Genomic DNA, 22499 nt, shown 5'->3' on the forward strand with positions numbered 1-22499 from the left:
TTTGTTCTCTAACTATAGGAAGTCTACATGTAAGTAAATGGATTTGTATCTGCTTTTGAAGCAAATATATTGACGATATATCCTTTTTCCGCGCATTTTCCAGCTAAATATTTTGCCACGCCGTCCTTCATGACTTTTTCGATATGATGACCTGCATCCACAATGTTCAGCCCCATCATCATCGCATCATGTGCAGTGTGATAGTAAATATCCCCGGAAACAAAAGCATCTGCTCCCTGCCTTTTAGCAGCTGAGATAAACTTATTACCGTCCCCTCCAAGTACTGCCACTTTCTTGACGATGGCGTCCCTATCTCCGATCACCCGGATTCCGTCCATGCCGAAGGTCTTCTTCACAGATGCCGCAAATTCTTTTAGTGAAACTTCTTCTTGAAGCTTCCCGATCCGGCCTAACCCCAAAGGTTCCCCTGTGTTCTCAAGAGCATAAATATCATAGGCCACTTCCTCGTATGGATGATGGGTGAACATCGCTTTCAACACTTTTTTCTCAAGCGAAAGAGGATAGATGGTTTCGATTTTGACTTCTGAAACCTCTTCGACCTTCCCTTTCTGACCGATATGGGGATCCGAATTGGCACCAGGTAAAAACCTTCCCTTTCCTTCCGTTGAAAAACTGCAGTGCGAATAATTGCCGATATGGCCTGCCCCTGCCTTGCCTAATGCTTCCCGGAGCTCTTCGCTGTTCTCCTTCGGTACATAAACGATAAGCTTCCTGAGTTGCTCTGAGTAGGTAGGGCGTAATACAGACGTCTCCTGGAGGTTCAATTCTTCAGCCAGAAGATCATTTACCCCTCCTTGAGCCACATCAAGATTAGTATGGGCGGCATACACGGCAATGTCATTCTTGATCAATTTCTCGATCATTCGTCCCTGATAGGTGTCGGTATGAAGTGATTTCAACGGCCTGAATAAAGGCGGATGATGAGCAATGATCAGTTTAACATTATTTTTGATCGCTTCATCGACCACATTTTCCAGGACGTCCAATGTAATCATGACGTTTTCAACTTTTTCATTCAGCTTCCCGATTTGCAAACCAATCGGATCGCCATCTTCAGCCAGGTGTTTAGGTGAAAACTCTTCAAAGAGTTGAATGATTTGGTGGCCGTTTACCGTTTTCATTTGGAAAGAACCTCCTCAACCATTTGAATTTTATTCATTAGTTCCGTTTTTCTCTCATTCAATGAGTCAGTTTGTTCCGCTTTTTCCATATTAGCCAGGATATTTTTCCACTGTGCACTTTCCTGTGTCCATTTCTTTTTGAATGCTTCATTTCTTTTTTGTATCAAGAATGGGCCAAGCAGAAGTTCTTTTTGCTTCTCCTCTTTAGAGTATGCACGATCCGGCTCTCCTCTATCAGCTGTAAGGATCTCATATACCTTTCCGTCTTCTTCAATGATTTCTTCGTTTGTAAGCTCCCAATTGTTTTGAAGAAGCCAGAGACGGATTGATTTCGCACTTACATTGGGCTGAAGGATCAACCTTTTCACTCCTGTAAGCTTCTCTTTCCCATCTTCTAAAATCGATGAGATTAGGGCACCGCCCATTCCAGCAATGGTGATGCAATCCACTTCTCCCGGAGCGATGACTTCAAGTCCATTGCCGAGTCTGACCTCAATCTTATCCTGCAGGCATGCATCTTTAACCTGTTTCTCGGCTGAAAGGTATGGACCCTTCACCACTTCTCCCGCAATGGCTCTTTCCGCGATCCCTTTTCTAACCGCAAAACATGGCAGATAGGCGTGATCGGAACCTATATCTGCAATCTTAGACCCCTCAGGGATATATGAAACGACTGTTTCTAAACGTTTGGATAATTGTTCAATATTCATGTCTTCACCTTTTTAGTTGATTTGATACTTAGTATGTACGTTTTTCATTCTATCTGACTTTGTCCAATAAAAAAAGTCCTTTGCCCTATTAGACAAAGAACCTTTTAAGCGTATACATTATTTAAGTGATTTGATCCATTCTGCCATTGCGTCTAGATTTTCGTCAGCAACAAGACCTGCAGGCATTGCGCCTTTACCATTTTTGATGGTCTCTTTGATCTCATCAACAGACTTGTCTGTACCTTTAAGAGCCGGACCCATGCCGCCTTCATAGTTTCCACCGTGACAAGATAGACAGTTGTCTTTGTAAGTTTGCTCAGGATCAAACTCACCGCTTGAAGCCTGTTCGCCCTCTTCACCTGCTTTTTCCCCGTGTTCCGCTTCTTTCGCTTTTTCATCAGCATTGTTTAGGCCTTCTAAAGACATGAAGAATACAAGGCCGATCCCCATAGCCATGATCAGAATGAATGGAATAATTGGATTACGATTCATGATTTAACCTCCTTTATGTACAACATCCAAAATAGTGCTAGTAAACAACTTATATTTTACTTTAAAAATCGACAAAGGAAAAGTCCTATAGTTTAACTTTTCCATCTTTCTCACAAATTAGACACAATTGATTGTTTTTGTTGTCGACATTTTATAAATTACTTCTTTTAATCACCACTGCCCGATTCCGTGCAGGACTTCGCTTTCCGCGGGCGACCCGTGAGCATCCTGATATGAACGAAATCGTCAAGATACTCACCCCATCCTGATTTGGTTTGGTTTTTAGGCAACCCTAAATAGAGAGGTTTATTTTGACTTCTCAACTTATTTGATTCCATTCATCACCGCTATTGATTTCCGTGCAAAACTTCGCTTTCCGCGGGCGACCCGTGAGGATCCTCGGTCTGAGAAGGCTCATCTGTCCAGCTGCAGGGCTTAGAGGCACATGTCATACATGTCATAAGCCAAACCGGCCAAGAAGGCAAAGAACGCCTTCGTGACCGATTCGTCTTATGCCACACGCCTCTGAGCAAACCCCTTCCGCTTTTCTTATAGGAGTCTCCGTTTTGCACTACAATCAATCGCTAGAGCCCGGTTAATAACAAGTCTGTCTTGTTTTGTACCAAAAATTAAACAAAGAGCTTTCAGGTGCTGTTACGCATCCTGAAGCTCTTCTGTTTGAAAATTAATTATTTACCCCGATGAGACGGGAGATGACCATACGTTGCACCTCAGAAGTTCCTTCACCTATTTCGAGAAGCTTCGCGTCACGCAGGTATCTTTCCACGTGATATTCTTTCATGTAGCCGTATCCTCCATGAATCTGAATTGCTTCATCGGCTACTTCCATGCTGATTTCAGAAGCATACAGCTTACACATGGACGCTTCTTTTGAGAAAGGTCTGCCTTGATCTTTAAGCCATGCAGCTTTGTGGACCATATTCCGTGCAAGTTCGATCTTCATTGCCATATCGGCCAGCTTGAACTGAGTGACCTGGAATTCTGACAGGGTCTTGCCGAACTGTTTTCTTTCCTTGGAGTATTGCAATGCTTTTTCGAAAGCAGCTTGGGCGACGCCAACTGCCATGGCACCGATACCAATACGCCCCCCGTCCAGGGTGACAAGGAATTGTTTAAATCCTTCCCCACGCTTACCCAGGAGGTTTTCTTTTGGTACTTCCACATCTTCAAGCACCAATTCAGTTGTGTTAGAAGAGTGAAGCCCCATTTTTTCGTAGTTATCAATCACAGTGAAACCTTTTGCGTTGGTAGGCGCGATAATTGCACTTATTTCTTTCTTCCCATTCTCTCTGCCGGTGATCGCAGTCAGAGCCAAGTGGTCAGCATAGCTCGCATTCGTGATATAACACTTGTTACCGTTGATTACCCATTTATCGCCTTTATCTTCTGCAGTGGTTTGCGTCCCTCCTGCATCAGACCCTGCATTTGGTTCTGTCAGGCCGAAAGCTCCAAACGATTCCCCTGTACAAATTGGCGTAAGGTATTTTTCCTTTTGTTCATGGGTCCCGAATAGATTGATGGGTGCTCCCCCTAAGGAAATATGCGCAGAATATGTGATTCCTGTAGAAGCGCAGGCTCTACTCAACTCTTCCGTCACAATCGCAAAACTGACTGTATCCGCACCGGCCCCACCATACTCTTCAGGGAACGGCAGCCCCATCATCCCCAGGTCTGAAAGCTTTTTAAAGATTTCTTTAGGGAATTCTTTTGTACGATCCCTTTCCAATGCACCTGGAGCGACTTCCTCCTCGGCAAATTCCCTGATCGTTTTTTTAATCATTGTCTGTTCTTGCGTTAAGTCAAAATTCATCCTTCTCCCCCTTGTATTAACTTGATGAATGATAGCCTGAAAGGTTCAGACTTTTAATCGCGCAAGCCTATCAAGATTTCTATGAATGCGCTCTCATTCCTATTATAAGAGGGAATGGTGAATTTTCTCAACTTTAAAAAACTTTTTAAAATTCAGAAGTTATTGTAATATAGAAATAACAAGTAATAGTCCACCTATTGCGCCAGACAGTGTAAAATAGATCAACTTTCGCTTTATTCCGAGGACAATCCATAAAAGACAATTCAAAAACAATGTTGCATAGGCCATGTGCGGGGAACCATCAGATATCTCTTCCGTAATGCTAATGGATAATAGCAGAATGATGAAAGCCGCTGATATGAGAATAGGTACAGTTGAAACTTTTTTCTTAGAATAGTAAATTCCCCATCCAATTAGTAATACGACAAAACCTGTCAAAATCGCTGTTTGCAAAACGACTGACAATTCAGTAAAATAAATGACAAATAATGAAATGAACATAACGACTCCTGAAAGCAGAATGGTCATGTAATTTAGCTTCTTTCGCCCCTTTTTATGAGAGGGATCAGAATGGTTTTCTTCGCCTTTGGTATATAGTGCCAGTAAATAATCGCAGTACTGATCCGGTAGCATGTTATTCTGCTTCCAAAATTTGATTTCGTTTATAATCACAGCTTGTCTGCCGTGTTTTGATTTCGACATAGTACTCTCACTTTCTGAATATGATCCTTCTGTTTATTTCGGCAGCATATGGGAAAATCCCTTTAAATTTACAGAAAAAAACCTCTACCATTTATATGATAGAGGCTTGATCATCCTATTCCAAGAAATCTTTGAGTCGTTTACTGCGGCTTGGATGACGCAATTTACGAAGTGCTTTCGCTTCAATCTGACGAATACGTTCACGCGTTACACCGAATACTTTTCCAACTTCTTCAAGTGTACGGGTTCTTCCATCATCAAGTCCAAATCGTAAACGGAGTACATTCTCTTCGCGGTCTGTAAGTGTATCAAGAACATCTTCCAATTGTTCTTTTAACAATTCATAAGCAGCATGCTCTGAAGGAGACTGCGCTTCTGCATCTTCAATGAAATCTCCAAGATGTGAGTCGTCTTCTTCACCAATCGGTGTTTCAAGTGACACTGGCTCCTGGGCTATCTTTAAGATTTCCCTTACCTTTTCAGGTGTAAGATCCATCTCTTCCGCAATTTCCTCAGGTGACGGTTCACGACCGAGATCCTGCAGCAATTGTCTTTGAACACGGATCAATTTGTTGATCGTTTCCACCATATGAACCGGAATCCGGATCGTTCTCGCCTGGTCTGCAATTGCACGGGTGATTGCCTGGCGAATCCACCATGTAGCATACGTACTGAATTTGTAGCCTTTGCGGTAATCAAATTTTTCTACAGCTTTAATCAGACCCATGTTTCCTTCTTGGATCAAATCAAGGAAAAGCATTCCCCGGCCAACGTATCTCTTGGCAATGCTGACTACAAGACGAAGGTTCGCTTCTGCAAGGCGGCGTTTGGCTTCTTCATCCCCATCTTCAATTCTTTTTGCAAGATTGATTTCTTCTTCTGCTGAAAGAAGATCGACTCTTCCGATTTCCTTCAGATACATTCTTACGGGGTCATTTATCTTAACTCCGGGAGGAACGCTTAAGTCATTTAAGTTAAACTCTTCTTCTTCTTCTTTTTCCAGCTCACTTGCACCTGGGTCGTCATCCTCTTCATTTTCATTGATGATTTCGACGCCTTGCTCACCTAAATGTTCGTAGAACTCATCCATCTGGTCTGAATCCAATTCAAAACCGGATAGTTTATCGGCGATATCCTCGTAAGTAAGGACGCCTCTCTTCTTTCCTTGGTTTACTAAAAATTCTTTCACCTGATCAACGGATAACTCTGACGCTATTTGTTTGGAACGCGCGGACTTTTCAGCCATGTGTTCCCCTCCTTCCAACTTCCTTGAAAAACTTTATAGAGACTTACGCAGCTGTAAGATTTCCATTGCTATCTGTGCTTCTTTGCGATAATCATTTTGCCTTTGTGCTTCTTTTCTTTCTGATTCTTTTTCTTTTATCTTCAACATCTTTTGATGTTTTAAAACGGATTGTACATAATCCATTAACTCTTGATCTGTGCATTCTTCACTGATGGACATCATTTCAATCTCTGTCACGATCCTGCGAAGCCTTTCATCCGGCAGATATCCTATGAATGAACTGGCGCCGGGAGGCATCCCTTCCTCGTAATAACCGAATAAATAAGTAATGATAGCTTGATGTTCATCAATATTAAGGTGGGTGCCAGCAAGCCAGTCCTGAACCTTATATGCTGTATTTGGATCTTTCAGCATATAGGCAATGAGCCTTCTCTCTGCCGTTTGATATGCAGGCAGCAATTTAGTCTGCACCCTTGGTATGCTCGGTTTCGGCGGGGGTGCCTGTTTAGCAGGTTTTGACTTTCCTTTCACCGCCCCATTCACTTCAGCAAGTTGCTGCTGCAGGGCTTCTAACGAAACATCAAATTCATCTGCAAGGTACCTGATATAGTAGTCCCTTTCAACCGCATTGCTCAACTGGGTGATTTCCTTAAGTATGTCTTCTATATACTGAAGGCGGTCTCCTTCATCATTTAGATTTTTGTTCAGCTTATGATACCTCAGCTTAAATGCCATAAACGTCAAGCTGGCCCCTATTACATCCTGTTGAAATTTCTCTTTGCCATACTTTGAAATGTAGTCATCAGGGTCCAATCGTTCAGGTACCATAGCCACCCGTATGGATAAATGGTGATTAAGGAGCAGATTTCCCGCTCTGAATGCGGCTTCCACACCTGCCGAATCGCCGTCATAGCAGATGACAACGGAATCGGTCAAGCGCTTGATCAATCCAATTTGTCCTTCAGTCAAAGAAGTACCCATCGTCGCAACTCCGTTTTCAACGGATGCCCCGCTGGCTGAAATCACGTCCGCGAACCCTTCAAAAAGGATCACTTGCTGCTTTCTTCTAATGATCGTCCTTGACTCATGATAATTGTAAAGAGTGCGGCTTTTATTGAATATCTTGGTTTCTGGACTATTTAAGTATTTTGGCTCATCTTCAGAGTGAAGGCTTCTTCCTGAAAATGCGACTACTTTCCCTTTCGGATCGGTAATGGGAAACATGATCCTGCCTCTGAAACGATCGAGGAATGACTGATCTTTTTCCCTTCTCACCAATAAACCGGCAGCTTCCATCAAATCAAGGGAGTAACCCCGTTTTTGCAGGAACTTGACAGTGAAATCCCAACTCGGCAAGGACCAGCCGATCTGGAACTTACTGATACTCTCGGTCGTGAATCCCCTGGAAAGTAAGTATTCAAGAGCTTCCTGCCCCTCCTTTGTGTTTAAGAGAAGATGATGGTAAAATTTACTTAATAGCTCATGAGCCTGAAGCATCTGCTTCTCATCTTCCCGGGGAGGCGCATCTTGTTCACTTGCAGCCGTAGAGACAGATATTTCTTCACCGACTTTGCTACCAAGCTTCTGCGCTGCCTCGACAAAAGAGAGACCGTCTACGTCCATTAAGAATGTGAACGCGTTCCCTCCCGCTCCGCAGCCAAAACAATGAAAGATCTGTTTGTCAGGCGATACGGAGAAAGATGGAGTGTTTTCTCCATGAAAAGGACACAGGCCAAAATAATTACGCCCTTGCTTCTTCAACTGTACATAATCACTGACAACATCTACGATATCCGTAGAAGATAATATTTTATTTATTGTTTCTTCAGGGATCCTATCAGACACTATATATCACCTGGTTTTCATTTCCCTCTTAATGCATTCGGTATGAATGATTATTTTCCTGCAATCTTCGACAAAATCTTCTCGAATTGCGATGAAAATTCTTCGCGGTCATCATTCGTAAAAGGCTTTGGCCCTTTACCATAATTCCCTTTCCGTCTTTCCTTCGCTGCCACGTAACGGTAATCGAGCGCCGTCACAATACTCTCTTCTCTGTAGACCTTTCCCCTCGGGGAGAGGGCATAAACTTTTTTCGGCAGTACCAAGCTTGCGAGTCCTATATCCTGTGTAACAAGAATATCATTCGACCGGACATGATTCATGATATACAGGTCTGCCGCTTCTTTCTCACTGTCCACATATACCCATCTTCCCTCATCGGGAGTATTCTTGTGATGGGCATGGGAAGCGACAAAAACCACTTCCAAACCAAAATCCCCTGAAATCCGAATGATTTCCTGTTTGACAGGGCAAGCATCTGCATCTACAAAAACTGTAGATTTTTGTTTGCTATTACTAACTATTCTACATCACTCCGTATTATCCTTCTCTCCACAGGAACTTTTCCTTGGAATTCAGGTAGAATATCGAAAAAAATTCGAGACGAGACTTGACATATCACAATAATTAGTTTATTCCTTAAGAGTTTAGTCTAAACCTATTTTAAATATTTTTATCACAATTTTTTATTATAGTATAATCGGACAGGTTTGACCACTAATTTACCCGAAAGAATTTTATGGATTTTTCCTTTAGACAATGAAAGAACGATCCTATCCCGAAAAAGGGGCAGAATCGTTCTTTATCATGAGTTGTTTGAACGCTGATAGATATTCGTTATGATATTGGCTGTTTCTTCAACTGCCTTATTGGTCACATCGATCACATGGCAGCCCATGCGCTCTGAAATCTTCTCAAAGTATGTCAGCTCTTCTTCTATCCTCTTGATGTTGGCATAACTCGCCTCATCATTCAGCCCCAGTGATTTCAGCCGTTCTCTCCGGATGGTATTCAACTTTTGGGGAGAGATCTTCAATCCGAAACATTTCTTCGGAGAAACTTTGAATAGTTCTTCAGGGGGGTCCACTTCAGGAACAAGCGGGACATTCGCCACTTTGAAACGTTTATGGGCAAGATACTGGGAAAGGGGGGTTTTACTCGTTCTGGAAACCCCTACAAGGACGATGTCTGCTTTAAGGATTCCCCTTGGGTCCCTTCCATCATCATATTTTACCGCAAACTCGATCGCTTCCACTTTTTTGAAGTAGTCATCGTCCAGCTTTCTGACTGTACCAGGTTCAAATAAAGGCTCCTTCTCATAAATGGTCTGATACTTATCCATTAAAGGTCCGATAATATCAAAAGCGTATAATTCTTCCTTATCCGCCTGTTCTTTGATATACGCCCTCATGTCCGGCTTGACCAGCGTGTAGACAATCAGCCCCTGATTTAGTTTTGCCAGCGAAATGACCTCATCGATATTTTCAAAGTCCTCTACATACGGAAAGCGTTTGATGACCGTATTGGAACCATTGAATTGACTAATGGCCGCTTTAGTGACTAATTCAGCTGTCTCTCCCACTGAGTCGGAAACAACATAAATAATCGGTTCTTTCACGATCGTTCACCACCTTCTACTCTTCTTCTGCAAGTGCAACAAATGCTTTTGTAATATTGGTCTTTGTAATTCTTCCGGTAACTTCCATATCCCCGTTCTCGGTTTTCTTCACCACAGGAACAGAATCAATCTGCTTATGAATGAGATCCTTTGCTACACCGATCAACAGATCGTCCTTTTCACATGTTGTGATGTTAGGCATTCTCGTCATTATGATATTCACAGGCAATGTACTGAGTTCTTGCTTTCCGATACTTGCCCTGAGTAGATCCTTTCTGGATAAAACACCAACTAAATATGTATTTGCATCCACGACAAATAAAGTACCTACATCCTCAAGGAACATCGTAACAATGGCATCATACACTGACACATTCTCATTCACCACTACCGGAATGGATTGATAGTCTTTAACATAAATTTTATTCAGGTTTTCTGTCAAGAGCTGAGTGCCTGTTTTACCCGTATAAAAATAGCCGACTCTCGGTCTTGCATCCAAATAACCCGCCATTGTCAAAATAGCGAGATCGGGTCTGAGCGTCGCCCTTGTCAGATTTAATTGATCTGCAATCTGTTCACCTGTGATGGGGCCATTGTCTTTAACGATCTGCAAAATTTGTTCTTGTCTTTTATTTAGTTCGATTGTTACTCACCACCTAACGAACAAACGATTAATGTTATACTTTATAATAAATATTATATACTATTTACGGAAAATGAAAAGAGAATATTGTCATCACATTGTGATAACACTATGCATATTATCAAAGAGTATCTTTTTTTTATCAAAACTTCAAATTTTTTATCTTTCTGACAGCGGGAGTTGTTATTTTCATGTCGGCATGATAAAATATCTTCATCTTACAACCAAATAGAAGCTGAGAAGGATACATAAGTACTTGTGGACAAAGCGACCGGGGATGGTGAAAGCCCGGAATGCAGGGAAACGGCAATCCTGAGCTGATCATTTCGAAAGTGGGTATACAGAAACATCGTATATCAACTAGGGTGGAACCGCGAGTAACAAGCTCGTCCCTAGGCGTTTAGCCTGGAGACGAGCTTTTTTTATTTTCTCAACTGTTTTGGCCGGTAAAGATCAATGTCGATTTATCCTGTTCCGGCTGCAGACTGGTGTGCAAGACGAAAACTCCTCCGGGAGAAAAGTGAACTTATAAAAAGGAGTGACTTTTTATGTCAATGGAACAAGTAGTAAATTTAGCAAAACACCGCGGATTCGTATTCCCGGGCTCCGAAATTTACGGAGGCCTTGCCAACACTTGGGATTACGGTCCATTAGGTGTAGAACTGAAGAACAATATCAAAAAGGCATGGTGGAAAAAATTCGTTCAGGAATCCCCTTACAACGTTGGGCTTGATGCGAGCATCCTGATGAACCCTCAAACATGGGTTGCATCCGGTCACGTAGGAAACTTCAATGATCCGATGATTGACTGTAAGGAATGCAAGACACGTCATCGCGCAGACAAGATCATTGAAAATGCGCTTGAAGACAAGGGTATCGAAATGATCGTGGATGGTCTTTCTTTTGACAAAATGGAAGAAATCATCAAGGAGCACGACATAGCGTGTCCCGATTGCGGAAGTCAGAATTTCACTGAGATCCGTCAATTCGATTTAATGTTCAAGACACATCAAGGTGTTACTGAGTCTTCCACGAATGAAATCTATTTACGTCCGGAAACGGCTCAAGGTATCTTTGTGAACTTCAAAAACGTTCAGCGCTCCATGCGTAAAAAGATGCCATTCGGTATTGCTCAAGTAGGAAAAAGCTTTAGAAATGAAATCACTCCTGGTAACTTCACTTTCAGAACCCGCGAATTTGAACAAATGGAACTGGAATTCTTCTGTAAGCCAGGAGAAGACATGGAGTGGTTCTCATACTGGCGTGAATTCTGCAAAAACTGGCTGCTTAATCTCGGTATGAACGAGGATAACATGCGTCTGCGCGATCACGATAAGGAAGAGCTGTCTCACTACAGTAATGCTACAACGGATATTGAATACAAATTCCCATTTGGCTGGGGAGAGCTTTGGGGCGTTGCGGACAGAACCGACTTCGACCTGAAACGTCATATGGAACACTCTAATGAAGATTTTCATTATATGGATCCTCAGACAAATGAAAAATATGTACCATACTGCATCGAACCATCCCTTGGTGCTGACCGTGTGACCCTCGCATTCTTATGTGATGCATATGAAGAGGAAGAATTAGAGAACGATTCAAGGACGGTACTTCGATTCCATCCGGCACTCGCTCCGTTCAAAGCGGCAGTTCTGCCTTTATCTAAAAAGCTTTCTGATGATGCATTCAAAGTATATGAAGAGTTGTCAAAAGACTTAATGATCGACTTTGACGAAACTGCTTCCATCGGTAAACGCTACCGCCGACAGGATGAAATCGGTACTCCTTTCTGCATCACATTTGATTTTGATTCCGTGGAAGACGGACAGGTAACTGTCCGTGACCGTGACACAATGGATCAGGTCAGAATGCCGATCAGTGAAGTAAAATCCTTCTTGATGGAGAAAATCCAGTTTTAAATAATTTACAAAGAGTCGGAGAGGTTATCCTCTCCGACTCTTTTTTCGTTTTACTTTCCTTTTTGATGAGATGGGATTCTACAAATTCACTTGTATCCCCCATGGTCCAGATACAGTAATACTCTATTTACAATAAAAAAATCCGGCCCCCACATGAGAGCCGGACAAAAAATCACAAAAATGCTTCAATAAACTAGAATAAGTCCTTAAGGTTATCCATTTGATCAAGGAATCTTCTGGATTTCAATGTCAACCCTGAATTTTCGTCGTAATAAGTCCTGATTACCCGCTTGAGCTGAGCTTTTGTTTCGTCTTTTACGGAGATGTTCCCCAGACGATTGATGTCAAAATAATAAAACAGCCTCAATAATTTCACGGTTCCTTGAGATATAGGCAGATGATGAGGATCTTCTTCCACACATCGGTGGCAGATAAATCCGTTTTCTTTGAATGAAAATCCGAATGTCCCCTCTATCTCGCCACAGACTGAACAGCCATTTAAATGGGGATGCAGTCCTAAAACGGGAAGCATCTTCATCTCAAAGATATGCATTAATATTTCCGGATCATAGTCCTCGTTAAGATACTGAAGTACCTTGTACAGCAATTCAAAAAGAAACGGATTAGGCTTGCGGTCTTCCGTGCTCTTATCAAGGAGATCCACGATATATGTAGCATATGCCGTCTTAAATAAATCTTCTCTTACATGCCGTAGTGATTCTGCGATCTCCCCCTGTTGGAGAGTTCCTAAACCACTGCCTTTTATAAACAAAAAATAGCCATATGTAAACAATTGGGAAATAGCGGAAAGACGGCTGTTGGACTTTTTAGCCCCTCGTGCCATCAATCCGATTTTCCCAAATTCCCTGGTGTATATTGTAACTATTTTGTTTGACTCACCATAATGGTTCGTTCTGATCACGATTCCTTCACATTTCTGCAGCATATTGGCCACCTCCCGAATTCACATCACCCGGGTGATGACAACCTATTACGTCAGGGGGAAGTCGACTTCCGATATCTCTTCTTCTAATTGATACGGTTCTTCAACCCTATCTTTTTCAAGCTCCTTAAAAAGTAAATACGTGTCGATGTTACCTGTTTGCGAAAACACTTTCCAAGTTAAGTCTAACATCAAAAACCCACCTTTCTGGATTTAAACTAGCAAGACTTCAAAGCTTTCTTGTGATTAGAGTTAGCATCTTTGTATAAAAGCATGTGAACTAAATATTGTTAATTGATTTCACTTGACATTCTTATAAGGGAAAAATCAATACTCATCATCACTGAAACCGTAGTCGCGCAGATTGGTCGCCCGGTTTCTCCAATCTTTCTGAACTTTCACCCATAATTCGAGATACACTTTGGAACCAAGCAGGTTCTCGATATCCATTCGTGAACGCTTCCCTACTTCTTTCAGCATCGATCCCTGTTTTCCGATGATGATCCCTTTTTGTGAATCACGTTCCACTATGATGGTGGCCATGACATCAATCAGGTTCTTATCATCTTTTCTTTCCATCTTATCAATGACAACCGCTATACTGTGTGGAATTTCTTCTCTTGTCAGATGAAGGACTTTCTCACGAATCAGTTCCGATACGATAAAGCGCTCGGGGTGGTCAGTAATTTGATCGGCAGGATAAAACTGCGGTCCCTCTGGAAGATTCTCCTCAATGAGTTCAAGGAGATGTTCTACATTATTCCCTTCCAGTGCTGAAATCGGAACGGTAGCGGCAAAAGGATAGAGTTCATTGTATTGCTGGATGATCGGCAATAATGCATCAGGATGTATTTGATCAATTTTATTAAGAATGAGAAATACCGGAGTCTTGACTCCCTTCAGCTTCTCAATGATAAATTGATCTCCTTTTCCGAGTCCTTCTTCCACATTTACCATAAAGAGTATGATGTCTACTTCTTTCAATGTGTTTTGGGCGATTTTCATCATAAAATCTCCAAGCTTATGTTTAGGCTTGTGGATCCCTGGAGTATCGATGAAAATCATTTGGGATTGATCGGTTGTCAAGACACCTTGGACCTTGTTTCGGGTCGTTTGCGGTTTGTCACTCATAATGGCAATCTTCTGACCGATTACACGATTCAAGAACGTGGATTTCCCTACATTCGGACGACCGATAATTGAAATGAAGCCAGATTTGAACGCTGTGTTATTTTCTATATTACTCATTTAAGTCCTCCGGTGAGAAAGCCCCTGGTAAAAGCTCGCCGACGGTTAACTCTTCCACATCGCCTTTGAGATTCGTCAATACTACTTTCATGTCCTTAGAACAAAGTTCTGAAATAACCTGCCGGCATGCCCCGCATGGCGGTACGGGTCTTGCCGTATCCGCGACTACTGCAATCATTGAATAATCCTTGTCGCCTTCAGAGTAAGCTTTGAAGAGTGCTGTTCTTTCTGCACAATTACACATGCTGTATGCAGCGTTTTCAATATTGCATCCGTGATAGACTTTTCCATCTTTCGTAAGAAGAGCTGCACCGACCTTGAATTTGCTATAAGGTACATATGCTTTTTCTCGTGCGGCTTTTGCTTCTTTGATCAGTTGTTCTGTATTCATTCGATTTACTCTCCTTTTAACCCTTACATATTTCATTTTACTATAATTTTCATAAAAGAAAATGGGCTGTTATCATTTTGTAATTAAATAGTTAGATAATTCAAACTATTTAATGGTACTTTGCATATTCGTGCTTAACTTATTCTATACAACAATAAGAGCGTTTTCAAATCAAAAAGAGGCTTGCGGGAAGAAAACTTCTTCACACAGCCTCTCTAAAGTCATTTTTTTAATTAAATCTGTTAATCACCGCTGTTGATTTCCGTGGAAGACTTCGCTTTCCGCGGGTGACCTGTGAGCCTCCTCGTCGCTGCGCTCCTGCGGGGTCTCACATTGGTCACTTCTCCCGCAGGAGTCTTCGTCTTCCACTCCAATCAACAGCTAGAAACAGTTAAAACAAAGGTAAGGAAGAACTTACTCTTTCTTCAAATTTGTTAACATTTAAACTGCATACTACTTTATCGGTTCCAGCAAGCAACAACAGCTGTTGAGAAAACTGCTTACTAATTAAATATCTTAGGAATAAAAATGATGCATCCAATGATGAATGAGCCGATTGCAAATAGTAAAACAGCAGCCGAAGCCAAGTCTTTGGACGCTTTTGCGAGCGGATGATATTCGGCAGTCACCAGGTCCACCGCTTTTTCGATAGCTGTGTTCATTGTTTCAAGTGCCAACATTCCAAAGATAAGAAGCAGAAGGATGATCCACTCGAAAACTGAAACGGATAGAATCAGTCCAAGGGCTGCAGCGACGAACGCCGCCGCTGTATGAATTCTGAAGTTCTGCTCCGATAACCACACAAACTTGATTCCCTGCCAGGCATATCCAAAGGATTTCTTTAGACGGTTCAGCCCGAATCTATTCCCTTTTAAGTCCATACTCATCAAGGATATCCTTTTGTCTCTGAAACATTACTTTTTCATCCTGTTCCTCAAGGTGGTCATATCCCAATAAGTGAAGGAATCCATGGAGGGCGAGGAATCCCAATTCCCGCGAAACAGAATGATTGTACTCTTCTGCCTGCTCTTTCGCCCGTTCAACAGAAATGATGATATCCCCCAAAACCCTTGGCATATCAGCGCCGACAATCTCGATTTCGTCTTCCCCCATTTCTTCAAGTGCAAATGAAATGACATCAGTTGGCTGATCTTTATGACGGTACTCCCGATTAATTTCCCTGATACGTTCATTCGTTACGAACGTTACCGAAACTTCACTGCTTTCCTCTACTCCTTCTTTGCTGGCAGCAAAATTCAATATCCCTTGAATCAGTTCTGTTTCTCCTTCTGATAGTTGTTCAGTCTCATCTATAAAGTCGATGGATAGTGTCATAATTCATTCTCCTTTAGCTTTAAGTTCGGGGTATTCAATCCTTGGATGATAGATACCATTTAACGTTTCACATAGGGCTATCTTCACTTTTTCAAGTTCCTTCAACGAAATATCGCACTCATTGAATTGCCCATCATTCAGACGATCTTTCACGATTGCTGCAACAAGATTTTTTATTTCCTCCTGAGTCGGGGAATTCTTTGACCGGACCGCAGCCTCAACACTGTCAGCGATATTGATAATCGCGGTTTCTTTGGTTTGCGGCTTTGGCCCCGGGTATCTGTACTCTTCTTCAGTTACATCTTTCCCTTGTTCTTTCGCCTTATAATAAAAATATTTCAGCAGCGTCGTACCATGATGCTGTTCAGCTATATCGATGATTTCTTTAGGCAGCTTATACTTCCTCAGCATTTCGGCCCCATCCGAGGCATGGTTAATGATGATTGTCTTACTTGTTTCTGGTGACATCCGGTCATGCGGATTTTCGATATTCATCTGGTTTTCTATGAAAAAATGCGGACGCTTAGATTTCCCTACATCATGGTAATAGCAGCCGACCCTGGCCAGCAGTCCATTCGCACCAATGGCTTCACAGGCAGACTCGGCAAGATTCGCCACCATCACGCTATGGTGATAGGTTCCCGGAGCTTCCGTCAGCAATTTCTTTAGTAGCGGCTGATTCGGGCTTGAAAGTTCAACCAGCCTCATAGAAGACAAGATACCGAATCCTGTTTCGAAGAACGGAAGAAATCCGATTGTCAGAATGGAAGAGCCAATTCCCGACACAAGCGCAAATACAAGGTAATAAATATATTCTGTACTTGTATAGGATACATCACTTAACAGTACAAGAAAGGCAATGATCAAGATATTGACAAAAGCCACATAAATACCTGCCCGAAGAACATTGGTACGCTGATTCCGGCTGACAAGCGTCATTATTCCAGCCACACCGCTGAACAAGGTGTAAATCGCAACTTCTATATCAATCGACCCGGAAAACTTTTCATTAAATACGATACTCGCACATGCAGAAATGATAAACACCATCATCATGGCGATCCGCTCATTCAGCAAAATGCGGAGAATCATGCCGGTGAACGCGGCAGGAAACAAGAACGCAATATCATTTATCTCCAACTGCTTCAATAAGCCGGTTATCTTCATGAGTAACAGTGAAATGACAAACACAATGCTCGTTAAGATCAAATAGTTCTGTTTTTGCTCTTCCCTTACTTCAAGTGTATAGAAGAAATAATACAGTGAACTGATGATCACTATGATAAACAGGGCCAATCCAATGATCGGCTTCAAAGAAAAATCTTCTTCTACCATACCAAAATCATTCAGTGTTTCATAGATATTGGGTGTGACCAGTTTACCTTCTTCTACGATGACTTCGCCGTAGACAATTTTAACGGGCTGAACTTCTTCAACTGCCTGTTTCTTCAGCTGTTCCGTTTTTTCCTCATCATAATATTCGGTAGGTTCTATCGCAACATTCCCAAGTGCGACCGCTGCATCAGATAAGTCTCCAGTGAATGTGAAACTCTTTATCCGCTCTTCCAGATTTACTTTTGCTTCTCTTAATTCTTCTTCCTTCACTTTGTTCTGCATGATGACCTGCAGCTGGGTCGTTACGATTGATTCCACTCTTTCCAGGTCAGTTTCAGTCGCAGATAACAGCATTTTCAGGACATTATCGGTCAGTGCCTTCGTTACAATATTATCGTTACTTTCGGGAATACGTTTCTTAAGTTCCTCGAGCTGCTTATTTACATTGGGACTCTGAGGGTTGATCTCTTCCTCTTCTGGAGGGGATTCTTTTATAGATTCAGCTTTCACTTCAAGCACACTGTCGATTAAAGAACTGACAAGCATGACAGCGTTATTTACAGCACCTTCTTTCGTGCTGTACACCTTCCCCACTTCTGCTTTTGCTTCCTCTTTTTTCTTTTCTGTGGCTTCCTCATCCGGGAGCGTTTTAGGCGCCCTGATAGTGGAAGGCGCTTCGCCGTAAAGACTGATATCAAGGGGCTTCGGCTTAACATTACCGTAAAGGATGCCAAATACGATGATCCCCAGCAGAATAAACATTAAGTTAGTGAATAACCGGTAACTCAAAAACATTCTAATTTTATGTAATAATGGGTGTGTTTGCATGAAGTACCCCCTGTAATCTAACGGATCAGGTATGACCGTACTATGTCATTCGTTGTGATGAATCATTCCTCTAATTATGTAAAATCATAACAGTTTTTGTCTTAATTATCTATTCTTATCATATAAAATGATGTTTTCGTATCTATAAAAAGTATTTAAGTCACACAAAAAAGATTGACCGCCTATAAAAGGCATAGTCAATCTTTTAAGCTGTTTTTACTTTTCATTCTTTTCAAAGGCATTTATGATTTTGGCAACAAGCGGATGCCTTACTACGTCTGCCTGTTCAAGATAGATGAAGGAAACACCTTTCACATCCTTCAGAATTCTTTCTGAAGAAATCAATCCCGATTCGACTCCTCTTGGCAGGTCCACTTGAGAACGGTCTCCAGTGATGATCATTTTCGAATCGAAACCGAGCCTCGTCAAGAACATCTTCATTTGGGCACCGGTCGTATTTTGGGCTTCATCCAGAATAACGAAAGCATCATCAAGTGTCCGGCCCCTCATATACGCAAGAGGAGCGATTTCAATCGTACCTCTTTCAATCAGGCGCGCTGTATGCTCTGCGCCGAAGACATCATGCAATGCATCATACAGAGGTCGAAGATACGGGTCCACTTTCTCCTTTAAGTCCCCCGGAAGGAAACCGAGGCTTTCACCAGCTTCAACAGCGGGTCTCGTGAGAATGATTTTCTTAACCTCTCCATTCTTCAATGCATGGACAGCCATCACGACTGCCAGGTACGTCTTTCCGGTACCAGCAGGGCCGATACCGAAGACCATATCGTGCTTTCTGATGGCGTGAAGATATTGTCTTTGACCAAGGGTTTTTACACGGATCGATTTCCCCTTGGCATTTTTCGTTATTTCTTCATTATACAAATCAATGTAATATTCCAATGTTCCGTTTTTGCCCATTTTAATGGCGTGCAGGACATCCCGCTGGCTGATATTGATGCCTTTACGGATGACACTCACTAAACGGTCACAAATTTCAAGGGCCAGCTCTGCACGATCTTCTTTCCCTGAAACTAGCAATTCTTCGCCCCTTGTTACAATTGAAACGTCAAGCTCTTGTTCGATTAATTTAAGGTGAGAATCTGAAACACCAAATAAAGCTACTGCTTCGTTTGGATTTTCCAGTTGTAATTTCATTAAGATATCATCTGACATTCATTAGTCTCCTTGAATAATTGGTTGTCCTTCAGCAATATTTTCTACTACTTTGAAGTGAAGATTCACCTTTACTTTACCATTCTCCACCTTTTCTTGCAAAATTTTTTCACCGATTATTTCGGCATCATCCGGGAGTGTAGAGGCCAAATTTCTTTTGGCAAGCTTTTTTGCCTCCTGGACCGCTTGTTCCTTCGTATACGACCGTTCAACATGTTCCTTTTCTTTCATGCTTTGATCGATATACGCAATCGGCAGCTGCCATTTTAAAAACTTTACCGGCTTTTCCATCTCTTCTGTCACCGATTCCTTATACTCAGGATTCCCAAAACCCCATATCGGGATTCTCAATGAACCAATCTCTATATAATGCTTTCTTTTCTCATTGCCGCTGAAGACGACGAAATCTGTTTTCAAGGGAAGTTCAACCGCTGTCTTATACCAGGTTTCTCCCATTATCTTTGCTTTAGCAGGGACCCCTTTCGGTTTTTTTTCGTTTCCTATCACACCTGAAACGAGTAGTTGTCCCTTTTTCACATAATCATTCACCTTGACCTGGGGATCACCTTCTTCCACAAACATCTCGACGATAATCGCTTTCTTCTTCGCGATTATATGCTGCAGACCTGTTGACTCGACGGGTTCAGGAGCATTCTTTTCAACAACTTGGAAATGAAAGGTTGTCCCTCTCAATTCGACACCGACCCATGTTATGTTGTCCATCCTCGAGGAAAGCTCCCTCTGAATACTTTCAACATCAGGGATCGAGAATTGCAGTTTCCCGGTTGTTACCCCCATCGATGTTAGCTCCTTGCGGATGTTATGTTCGGTTTCAGGGGTTGCCCCCTTGATTTGAATGCCCCATACCATATTCGACAGTAAGATGACGATGATGAAAAAAGATAAGGCGCCCAGGAGGAAACCTGAATTCTTGATCGCACGCTTCAGGAGGAAGGGACCTCCCTGCCCCCTTAGGAATGTTACCTTGCACTCTGATGACCTTACCGCTCTTCTGAAGTTATGTACATCCTCTAAGGCTAAATAAAACGTGATTGTTTCTGTACCGGCTCTCTTTACATTCCAAATGGAGATATTTGAGCGCAGCAATTGATTGATGACTCTCTCAATCAGCCTGCCTTCCATTTTCACGAATACTTTTCCCCTTAAAGAGGTAACCCATTGGTTCTTCAAATTCGTCCCTCCTAATCTTCTAAATAAGTAACTTCTACGATTTTCCCCTGGAGAAGTATTTCTTCCGGCAGAATCATTTTTATGACAAATTGTTCCCCTCTGATCAATAATTGACCTTGTTTAAGCAGAAGCCTTACTTCACGGTCGGTGAACGTCAACAGTCCCCGATGGTTTTCTATATAGATGTGGATTTGTCCAATCATTGTGACGCGCGGAAGGTCCATCATGACATCTTCAGGCAGGTCCATGGTTTGTGTCATCCATTTTCGCATTTGCTGTACCCAATTTTTCGCCATAAAAAAAGAACCCCCTTTCATCTCATATTTATGAAATGAAAAGGGGATTCATCACTGTTATTTTCGATGGTGAGGTTTTTTTGCACGGGGAGGGCCGAAGACCTCCGAGAAAATGAAACCTTTCACGATATCATCTTTGTTTTCAAAGTCAATAGCGTACGGTGAGTCCTTCATTTTTTTTATGGATTCCACCTTATTTCGACGCGTTTGCACCTGTTGTTTGTAATCCTGCTCCTGCTTTCTCAACTGTGCATACTTACTCTCAATATCTTTCTTTTTCTCTTCAAATTGTGTTTGAAGAGTGTAGACAGGCTGCCCCTGTTCAGCAGAAGGGGCAGCAGGCTCATATTCCTGTCTAGTACGGGGCTCTTCCCTGTATGTCTGAACCTCCCTGCCTGTCGAAATCGGCTTTGGCTTTGGACGATTTTCTTCTGAAGACGATTCTTTCACCCGATTGAAAATCGTCGTCAATAACCCGATTATGACGGCAATGATTAAACCTTCCATTGAGAAGTCTCCTTTCTCACCCGGGCAGATTATTCACCTTTTGGATTTTTGCCATCCTTTTTATCGCCCGTTAGTTTTCCGATGGAGTCCCTCATATCAGTATCAGCATCAATGTTCTTGATGTTCATATAATCCATCACACCAATATTTCCTGAACGCAATGCTTCTGCCATCGCTAATGGAACCTCAGCTTCAGCTTCGACTACTTTCGCTCTCATTTCTTCTACTCTTGCTTTCATTTCCTGTTCATTCGCTACAGCCATCGCTCTTCTTTCTTCCGCTTTTGCCTGTGCGATGTTCTTATCCGCTTCGGCCTGTTCGGTCTGAAGTTCTGCACCGATGTTCTTGCCGATATCAACATCCGCGATATCAATCGATAGAATTTCAAACGCTGTCCCTGCATCAAGGCCTTTGGACAGAACCGTCTGAGAAATCATATCAGGATTTTCCAACACTTTTTTATGATTATCAGAAGAACCAATCGTAGAAACGATCCCTTCTCCGACACGTGCAACGATCGTTTCTTCTCCGGCTCCACCGACCAGTCGATCAATGTTGGCACGAACGGTAATACGCGCCTTGGCTTTCACTTCAATACCATCCATCGCCACACCGGCAATGAATGGTGTTTCAATGACCTTTGGATTAACACTCATTTGAACCGCTTCAAGAACGTCACGTCCAGCCAGATCGATGGCTGCACAGCGTTCAAATGTCAATTCGATGTTTGCACGGTGTGCTGCGATCAATGCATTTACAACACGATCGACGTTACCGCCGGCCAAGTAATGACTTTCCAGCTGATTGATGCTTACACTAATCCCTGCTTTATGGGCTTTAATCAGGGGATTTATCACCCTGCTCGGGATAACCCGGCGGAGCCTCATCCCGATTAATGTAAAGATGCTGATTCTCACTCCTGCAGCTATAGCAGAAATCCACAGCATGACAGGTACAAATGTAAATAGTACAGCCAGTAAAATAAAACCTACAACAATGGCAACAATCAATAAAATAGTACTAGGTCCGATTACCATGTAATTACCCTCCTGCAAAAAAATTTAGATTCTTATATATTCGCCTCTTCAGCAGCCATTATGC

The 22499-nt window shown here is 42.3% G+C and carries 23 protein-coding genes; 1 reads left to right on the plus strand and 22 read right to left on the minus strand.

Annotated elements, in window-relative coordinates; all coding sequences use genetic code 11:
• Positions 1 to 23: 23 nt before the first annotated feature.
• The 10 genes from ACUXV2_RS13100 to ACUXV2_RS13145 form a co-directional block, all read right to left on the minus strand.
• Entirely contained in the window at positions 24 to 1142 is a 1119-nt protein-coding gene (locus ACUXV2_RS13100) for a Nif3-like dinuclear metal center hexameric protein (RefSeq protein WP_446243634.1), read from the minus strand.
• Complete coding sequence (locus ACUXV2_RS13105; protein ID WP_446243635.1) at positions 1139 to 1852, minus strand: tRNA (adenine(22)-N(1))-methyltransferase; 714 nt, start codon at positions 1850 to 1852, stop codon at positions 1139 to 1141. Before ACUXV2_RS13105 ends, ACUXV2_RS13100 begins: the two co-directional genes overlap by 4 nt.
• 117 nt (positions 1853 to 1969) lie before the next feature.
• Positions 1970 to 2344 (minus strand): cytochrome c550, encoded by a 375-nt coding sequence (gene cccA, locus ACUXV2_RS13110; RefSeq protein WP_446243636.1) that lies wholly within the window; start codon positions 2342 to 2344, stop codon positions 1970 to 1972.
• A gap of 685 nt (positions 2345 to 3029) precedes the next feature.
• On the minus strand, positions 3030 to 4175 hold the full coding sequence (locus ACUXV2_RS13115; RefSeq protein WP_446243637.1) for an acyl-CoA dehydrogenase: 1146 nt from the start codon (positions 4173 to 4175) through the stop codon (positions 3030 to 3032).
• A gap of 159 nt (positions 4176 to 4334) precedes the next feature.
• Positions 4335 to 4877: a hypothetical protein gene (locus ACUXV2_RS13120; RefSeq protein ID WP_446243638.1), complete on the minus strand. Its 543-nt coding sequence runs from the start codon at positions 4875 to 4877 to the stop codon at positions 4335 to 4337.
• A gap of 115 nt (positions 4878 to 4992) precedes the next feature.
• Positions 4993 to 6123: an RNA polymerase sigma factor RpoD gene (gene rpoD, locus ACUXV2_RS13125; protein WP_446243639.1), complete on the minus strand. Its 1131-nt coding sequence runs from the start codon at positions 6121 to 6123 to the stop codon at positions 4993 to 4995.
• A 33-nt stretch (positions 6124 to 6156) separates the two neighbouring features.
• Positions 6157 to 7968, minus strand: coding sequence for a DNA primase (gene dnaG / locus ACUXV2_RS13130; RefSeq protein ID WP_446243640.1), 1812 nt, complete (start codon positions 7966 to 7968; stop codon positions 6157 to 6159).
• 50 nt (positions 7969 to 8018) lie between these two features.
• Positions 8019 to 8489, minus strand: coding sequence for a YaiI/YqxD family protein (locus ACUXV2_RS13135; protein WP_446247073.1), 471 nt, complete (start codon positions 8487 to 8489; stop codon positions 8019 to 8021).
• A 281-nt stretch (positions 8490 to 8770) separates the two neighbouring features.
• Positions 8771 to 9586: a pyruvate, water dikinase regulatory protein gene (locus ACUXV2_RS13140; protein WP_446247074.1), complete on the minus strand. Its 816-nt coding sequence runs from the start codon at positions 9584 to 9586 to the stop codon at positions 8771 to 8773.
• A gap of 13 nt (positions 9587 to 9599) precedes the next feature.
• The gene (locus tag ACUXV2_RS13145) at positions 9600 to 10226 is read right to left on the minus strand and encodes a helix-turn-helix transcriptional regulator (RefSeq protein ID WP_446247075.1); all 627 of its coding nucleotides are present in this window, start codon (positions 10224 to 10226) and stop codon (positions 9600 to 9602) included.
• Between the two features lie 548 nt (positions 10227 to 10774).
• Here ACUXV2_RS13145 and ACUXV2_RS13150 point away from each other — a divergent pair.
• Positions 10775 to 12148, plus strand: coding sequence for a glycine--tRNA ligase (locus tag ACUXV2_RS13150; protein ID WP_446243641.1), 1374 nt, complete (start codon positions 10775 to 10777; stop codon positions 12146 to 12148).
• 193 nt (positions 12149 to 12341) lie between these two features.
• Here the strand turns inward: ACUXV2_RS13150 and recO are convergent, their stop codons facing one another.
• From recO to floA, 12 genes are all read right to left on the minus strand, one after another.
• Complete coding sequence (recO, locus tag ACUXV2_RS13155) at positions 12342 to 13094, minus strand: DNA repair protein RecO (protein WP_446243642.1); 753 nt, start codon at positions 13092 to 13094, stop codon at positions 12342 to 12344.
• Positions 13095 to 13139: 45 nt separating this feature from the next.
• Positions 13140 to 13283: a YqzL family protein gene (locus tag ACUXV2_RS13160; protein WP_175991002.1), complete on the minus strand. Its 144-nt coding sequence runs from the start codon at positions 13281 to 13283 to the stop codon at positions 13140 to 13142.
• Positions 13284 to 13418: 135 nt separating this feature from the next.
• On the minus strand, positions 13419 to 14339 hold the full coding sequence (gene era, locus ACUXV2_RS13165; protein ID WP_446243643.1) for a GTPase Era: 921 nt from the start codon (positions 14337 to 14339) through the stop codon (positions 13419 to 13421).
• Positions 14332 to 14766 carry a cytidine deaminase gene (locus ACUXV2_RS13170; RefSeq protein WP_446243644.1) on the minus strand — a complete coding sequence of 145 codons (435 nt, stop codon included), beginning with the start codon at positions 14764 to 14766 and terminating at the stop codon, positions 14332 to 14334. The genes era and ACUXV2_RS13170 overlap by 8 nt, the downstream gene beginning before the upstream one ends.
• Before the next feature lie 467 nt (positions 14767 to 15233).
• The gene (locus tag ACUXV2_RS13175) at positions 15234 to 15617 is read right to left on the minus strand and encodes a diacylglycerol kinase family protein (RefSeq protein WP_446243645.1); all 384 of its coding nucleotides are present in this window, start codon (positions 15615 to 15617) and stop codon (positions 15234 to 15236) included.
• Positions 15592 to 16065 carry an rRNA maturation RNase YbeY gene (ybeY, locus tag ACUXV2_RS13180; protein WP_446243646.1) on the minus strand — a complete coding sequence of 158 codons (474 nt, stop codon included), beginning with the start codon at positions 16063 to 16065 and terminating at the stop codon, positions 15592 to 15594. The genes ACUXV2_RS13175 and ybeY overlap by 26 nt, the downstream gene beginning before the upstream one ends.
• 3 nt (positions 16066 to 16068) lie before the next feature.
• Positions 16069 to 18228 (minus strand): HD family phosphohydrolase, encoded by a 2160-nt coding sequence (locus ACUXV2_RS13185; RefSeq protein ID WP_446243647.1) that lies wholly within the window; start codon positions 18226 to 18228, stop codon positions 16069 to 16071.
• Positions 18229 to 18444: 216 nt separating this feature from the next.
• Positions 18445 to 19404 carry a PhoH family protein gene (locus ACUXV2_RS13190; RefSeq protein WP_446243648.1) on the minus strand — a complete coding sequence of 320 codons (960 nt, stop codon included), beginning with the start codon at positions 19402 to 19404 and terminating at the stop codon, positions 18445 to 18447.
• 3 nt (positions 19405 to 19407) lie between these two features.
• Positions 19408 to 20595: a sporulation protein YqfD gene (gene yqfD / locus ACUXV2_RS13195; RefSeq protein WP_446243649.1), complete on the minus strand. Its 1188-nt coding sequence runs from the start codon at positions 20593 to 20595 to the stop codon at positions 19408 to 19410.
• Positions 20596 to 20606: 11 nt separating this feature from the next.
• The gene (yqfC, locus tag ACUXV2_RS13200; RefSeq protein WP_446243650.1) at positions 20607 to 20891 is read right to left on the minus strand and encodes a sporulation protein YqfC; all 285 of its coding nucleotides are present in this window, start codon (positions 20889 to 20891) and stop codon (positions 20607 to 20609) included.
• Between the two features lie 57 nt (positions 20892 to 20948).
• Entirely contained in the window at positions 20949 to 21398 is a 450-nt protein-coding gene (locus tag ACUXV2_RS13205; protein WP_446243651.1) for a hypothetical protein, read from the minus strand.
• A gap of 29 nt (positions 21399 to 21427) precedes the next feature.
• The gene (gene floA, locus ACUXV2_RS13210) at positions 21428 to 22435 is read right to left on the minus strand and encodes a flotillin-like protein FloA (RefSeq protein WP_446243652.1); all 1008 of its coding nucleotides are present in this window, start codon (positions 22433 to 22435) and stop codon (positions 21428 to 21430) included.
• Positions 22436 to 22499: the final 64 nt, after the last annotated feature.

The organism is Rossellomorea sp. NS-SX7, from assembly GCF_052828565.1.

Coding starts and splice junctions, on each gene's coding strand:
- ACUXV2_RS13100 (WP_446243634.1), bottom strand. CDS start 1,142: ATGAAAACGGTAAACGGCCACCAAATCATTCAACTCTTTGAAGAGTTT.
- ACUXV2_RS13105 (WP_446243635.1), bottom strand. CDS start 1,852: ATGAATATTGAACAATTATCCAAACGTTTAGAAACAGTCGTTTCATAT.
- cccA (WP_446243636.1), bottom strand. CDS start 2,344: ATGAATCGTAATCCAATTATTCCATTCATTCTGATCATGGCTATGGGG.
- ACUXV2_RS13115 (WP_446243637.1), bottom strand. CDS start 4,175: ATGAATTTTGACTTAACGCAAGAACAGACAATGATTAAAAAAACGATC.
- ACUXV2_RS13120 (WP_446243638.1), bottom strand. CDS start 4,877: ATGTCGAAATCAAAACACGGCAGACAAGCTGTGATTATAAACGAAATC.
- rpoD (WP_446243639.1), bottom strand. CDS start 6,123: ATGGCTGAAAAGTCCGCGCGTTCCAAACAAATAGCGTCAGAGTTATCC.
- ACUXV2_RS13150 (WP_446243641.1), top strand. CDS start 10,775: ATGTCAATGGAACAAGTAGTAAATTTAGCAAAACACCGCGGATTCGTA.
- recO (WP_446243642.1), bottom strand. CDS start 13,094: ATGCTGCAGAAATGTGAAGGAATCGTGATCAGAACGAACCATTATGGT.
- ACUXV2_RS13160 (WP_175991002.1), bottom strand. CDS start 13,283: ATGTTAGACTTAACTTGGAAAGTGTTTTCGCAAACAGGTAACATCGAC.
- era (WP_446243643.1), bottom strand. CDS start 14,339: ATGAGTAATATAGAAAATAACACAGCGTTCAAATCTGGCTTCATTTCA.
- ACUXV2_RS13170 (WP_446243644.1), bottom strand. CDS start 14,766: ATGAAATATGTAAGGGTTAAAAGGAGAGTAAATCGAATGAATACAGAA.
- ACUXV2_RS13175 (WP_446243645.1), bottom strand. CDS start 15,617: ATGAGTATGGACTTAAAAGGGAATAGATTCGGGCTGAACCGTCTAAAG.
- ybeY (WP_446243646.1), bottom strand. CDS start 16,065: ATGACACTATCCATCGACTTTATAGATGAGACTGAACAACTATCAGAA.
- ACUXV2_RS13185 (WP_446243647.1), bottom strand. CDS start 18,228: ATGCAAACACACCCATTATTACATAAAATTAGAATGTTTTTGAGTTAC.
- ACUXV2_RS13190 (WP_446243648.1), bottom strand. CDS start 19,404: ATGTCAGATGATATCTTAATGAAATTACAACTGGAAAATCCAAACGAA.
- yqfC (WP_446243650.1), bottom strand. CDS start 20,891: ATGGCGAAAAATTGGGTACAGCAAATGCGAAAATGGATGACACAAACC.
- ACUXV2_RS13205 (WP_446243651.1), bottom strand. CDS start 21,398: ATGGAAGGTTTAATCATTGCCGTCATAATCGGGTTATTGACGACGATT.
- floA (WP_446243652.1), bottom strand. CDS start 22,435: ATGGTAATCGGACCTAGTACTATTTTATTGATTGTTGCCATTGTTGTA.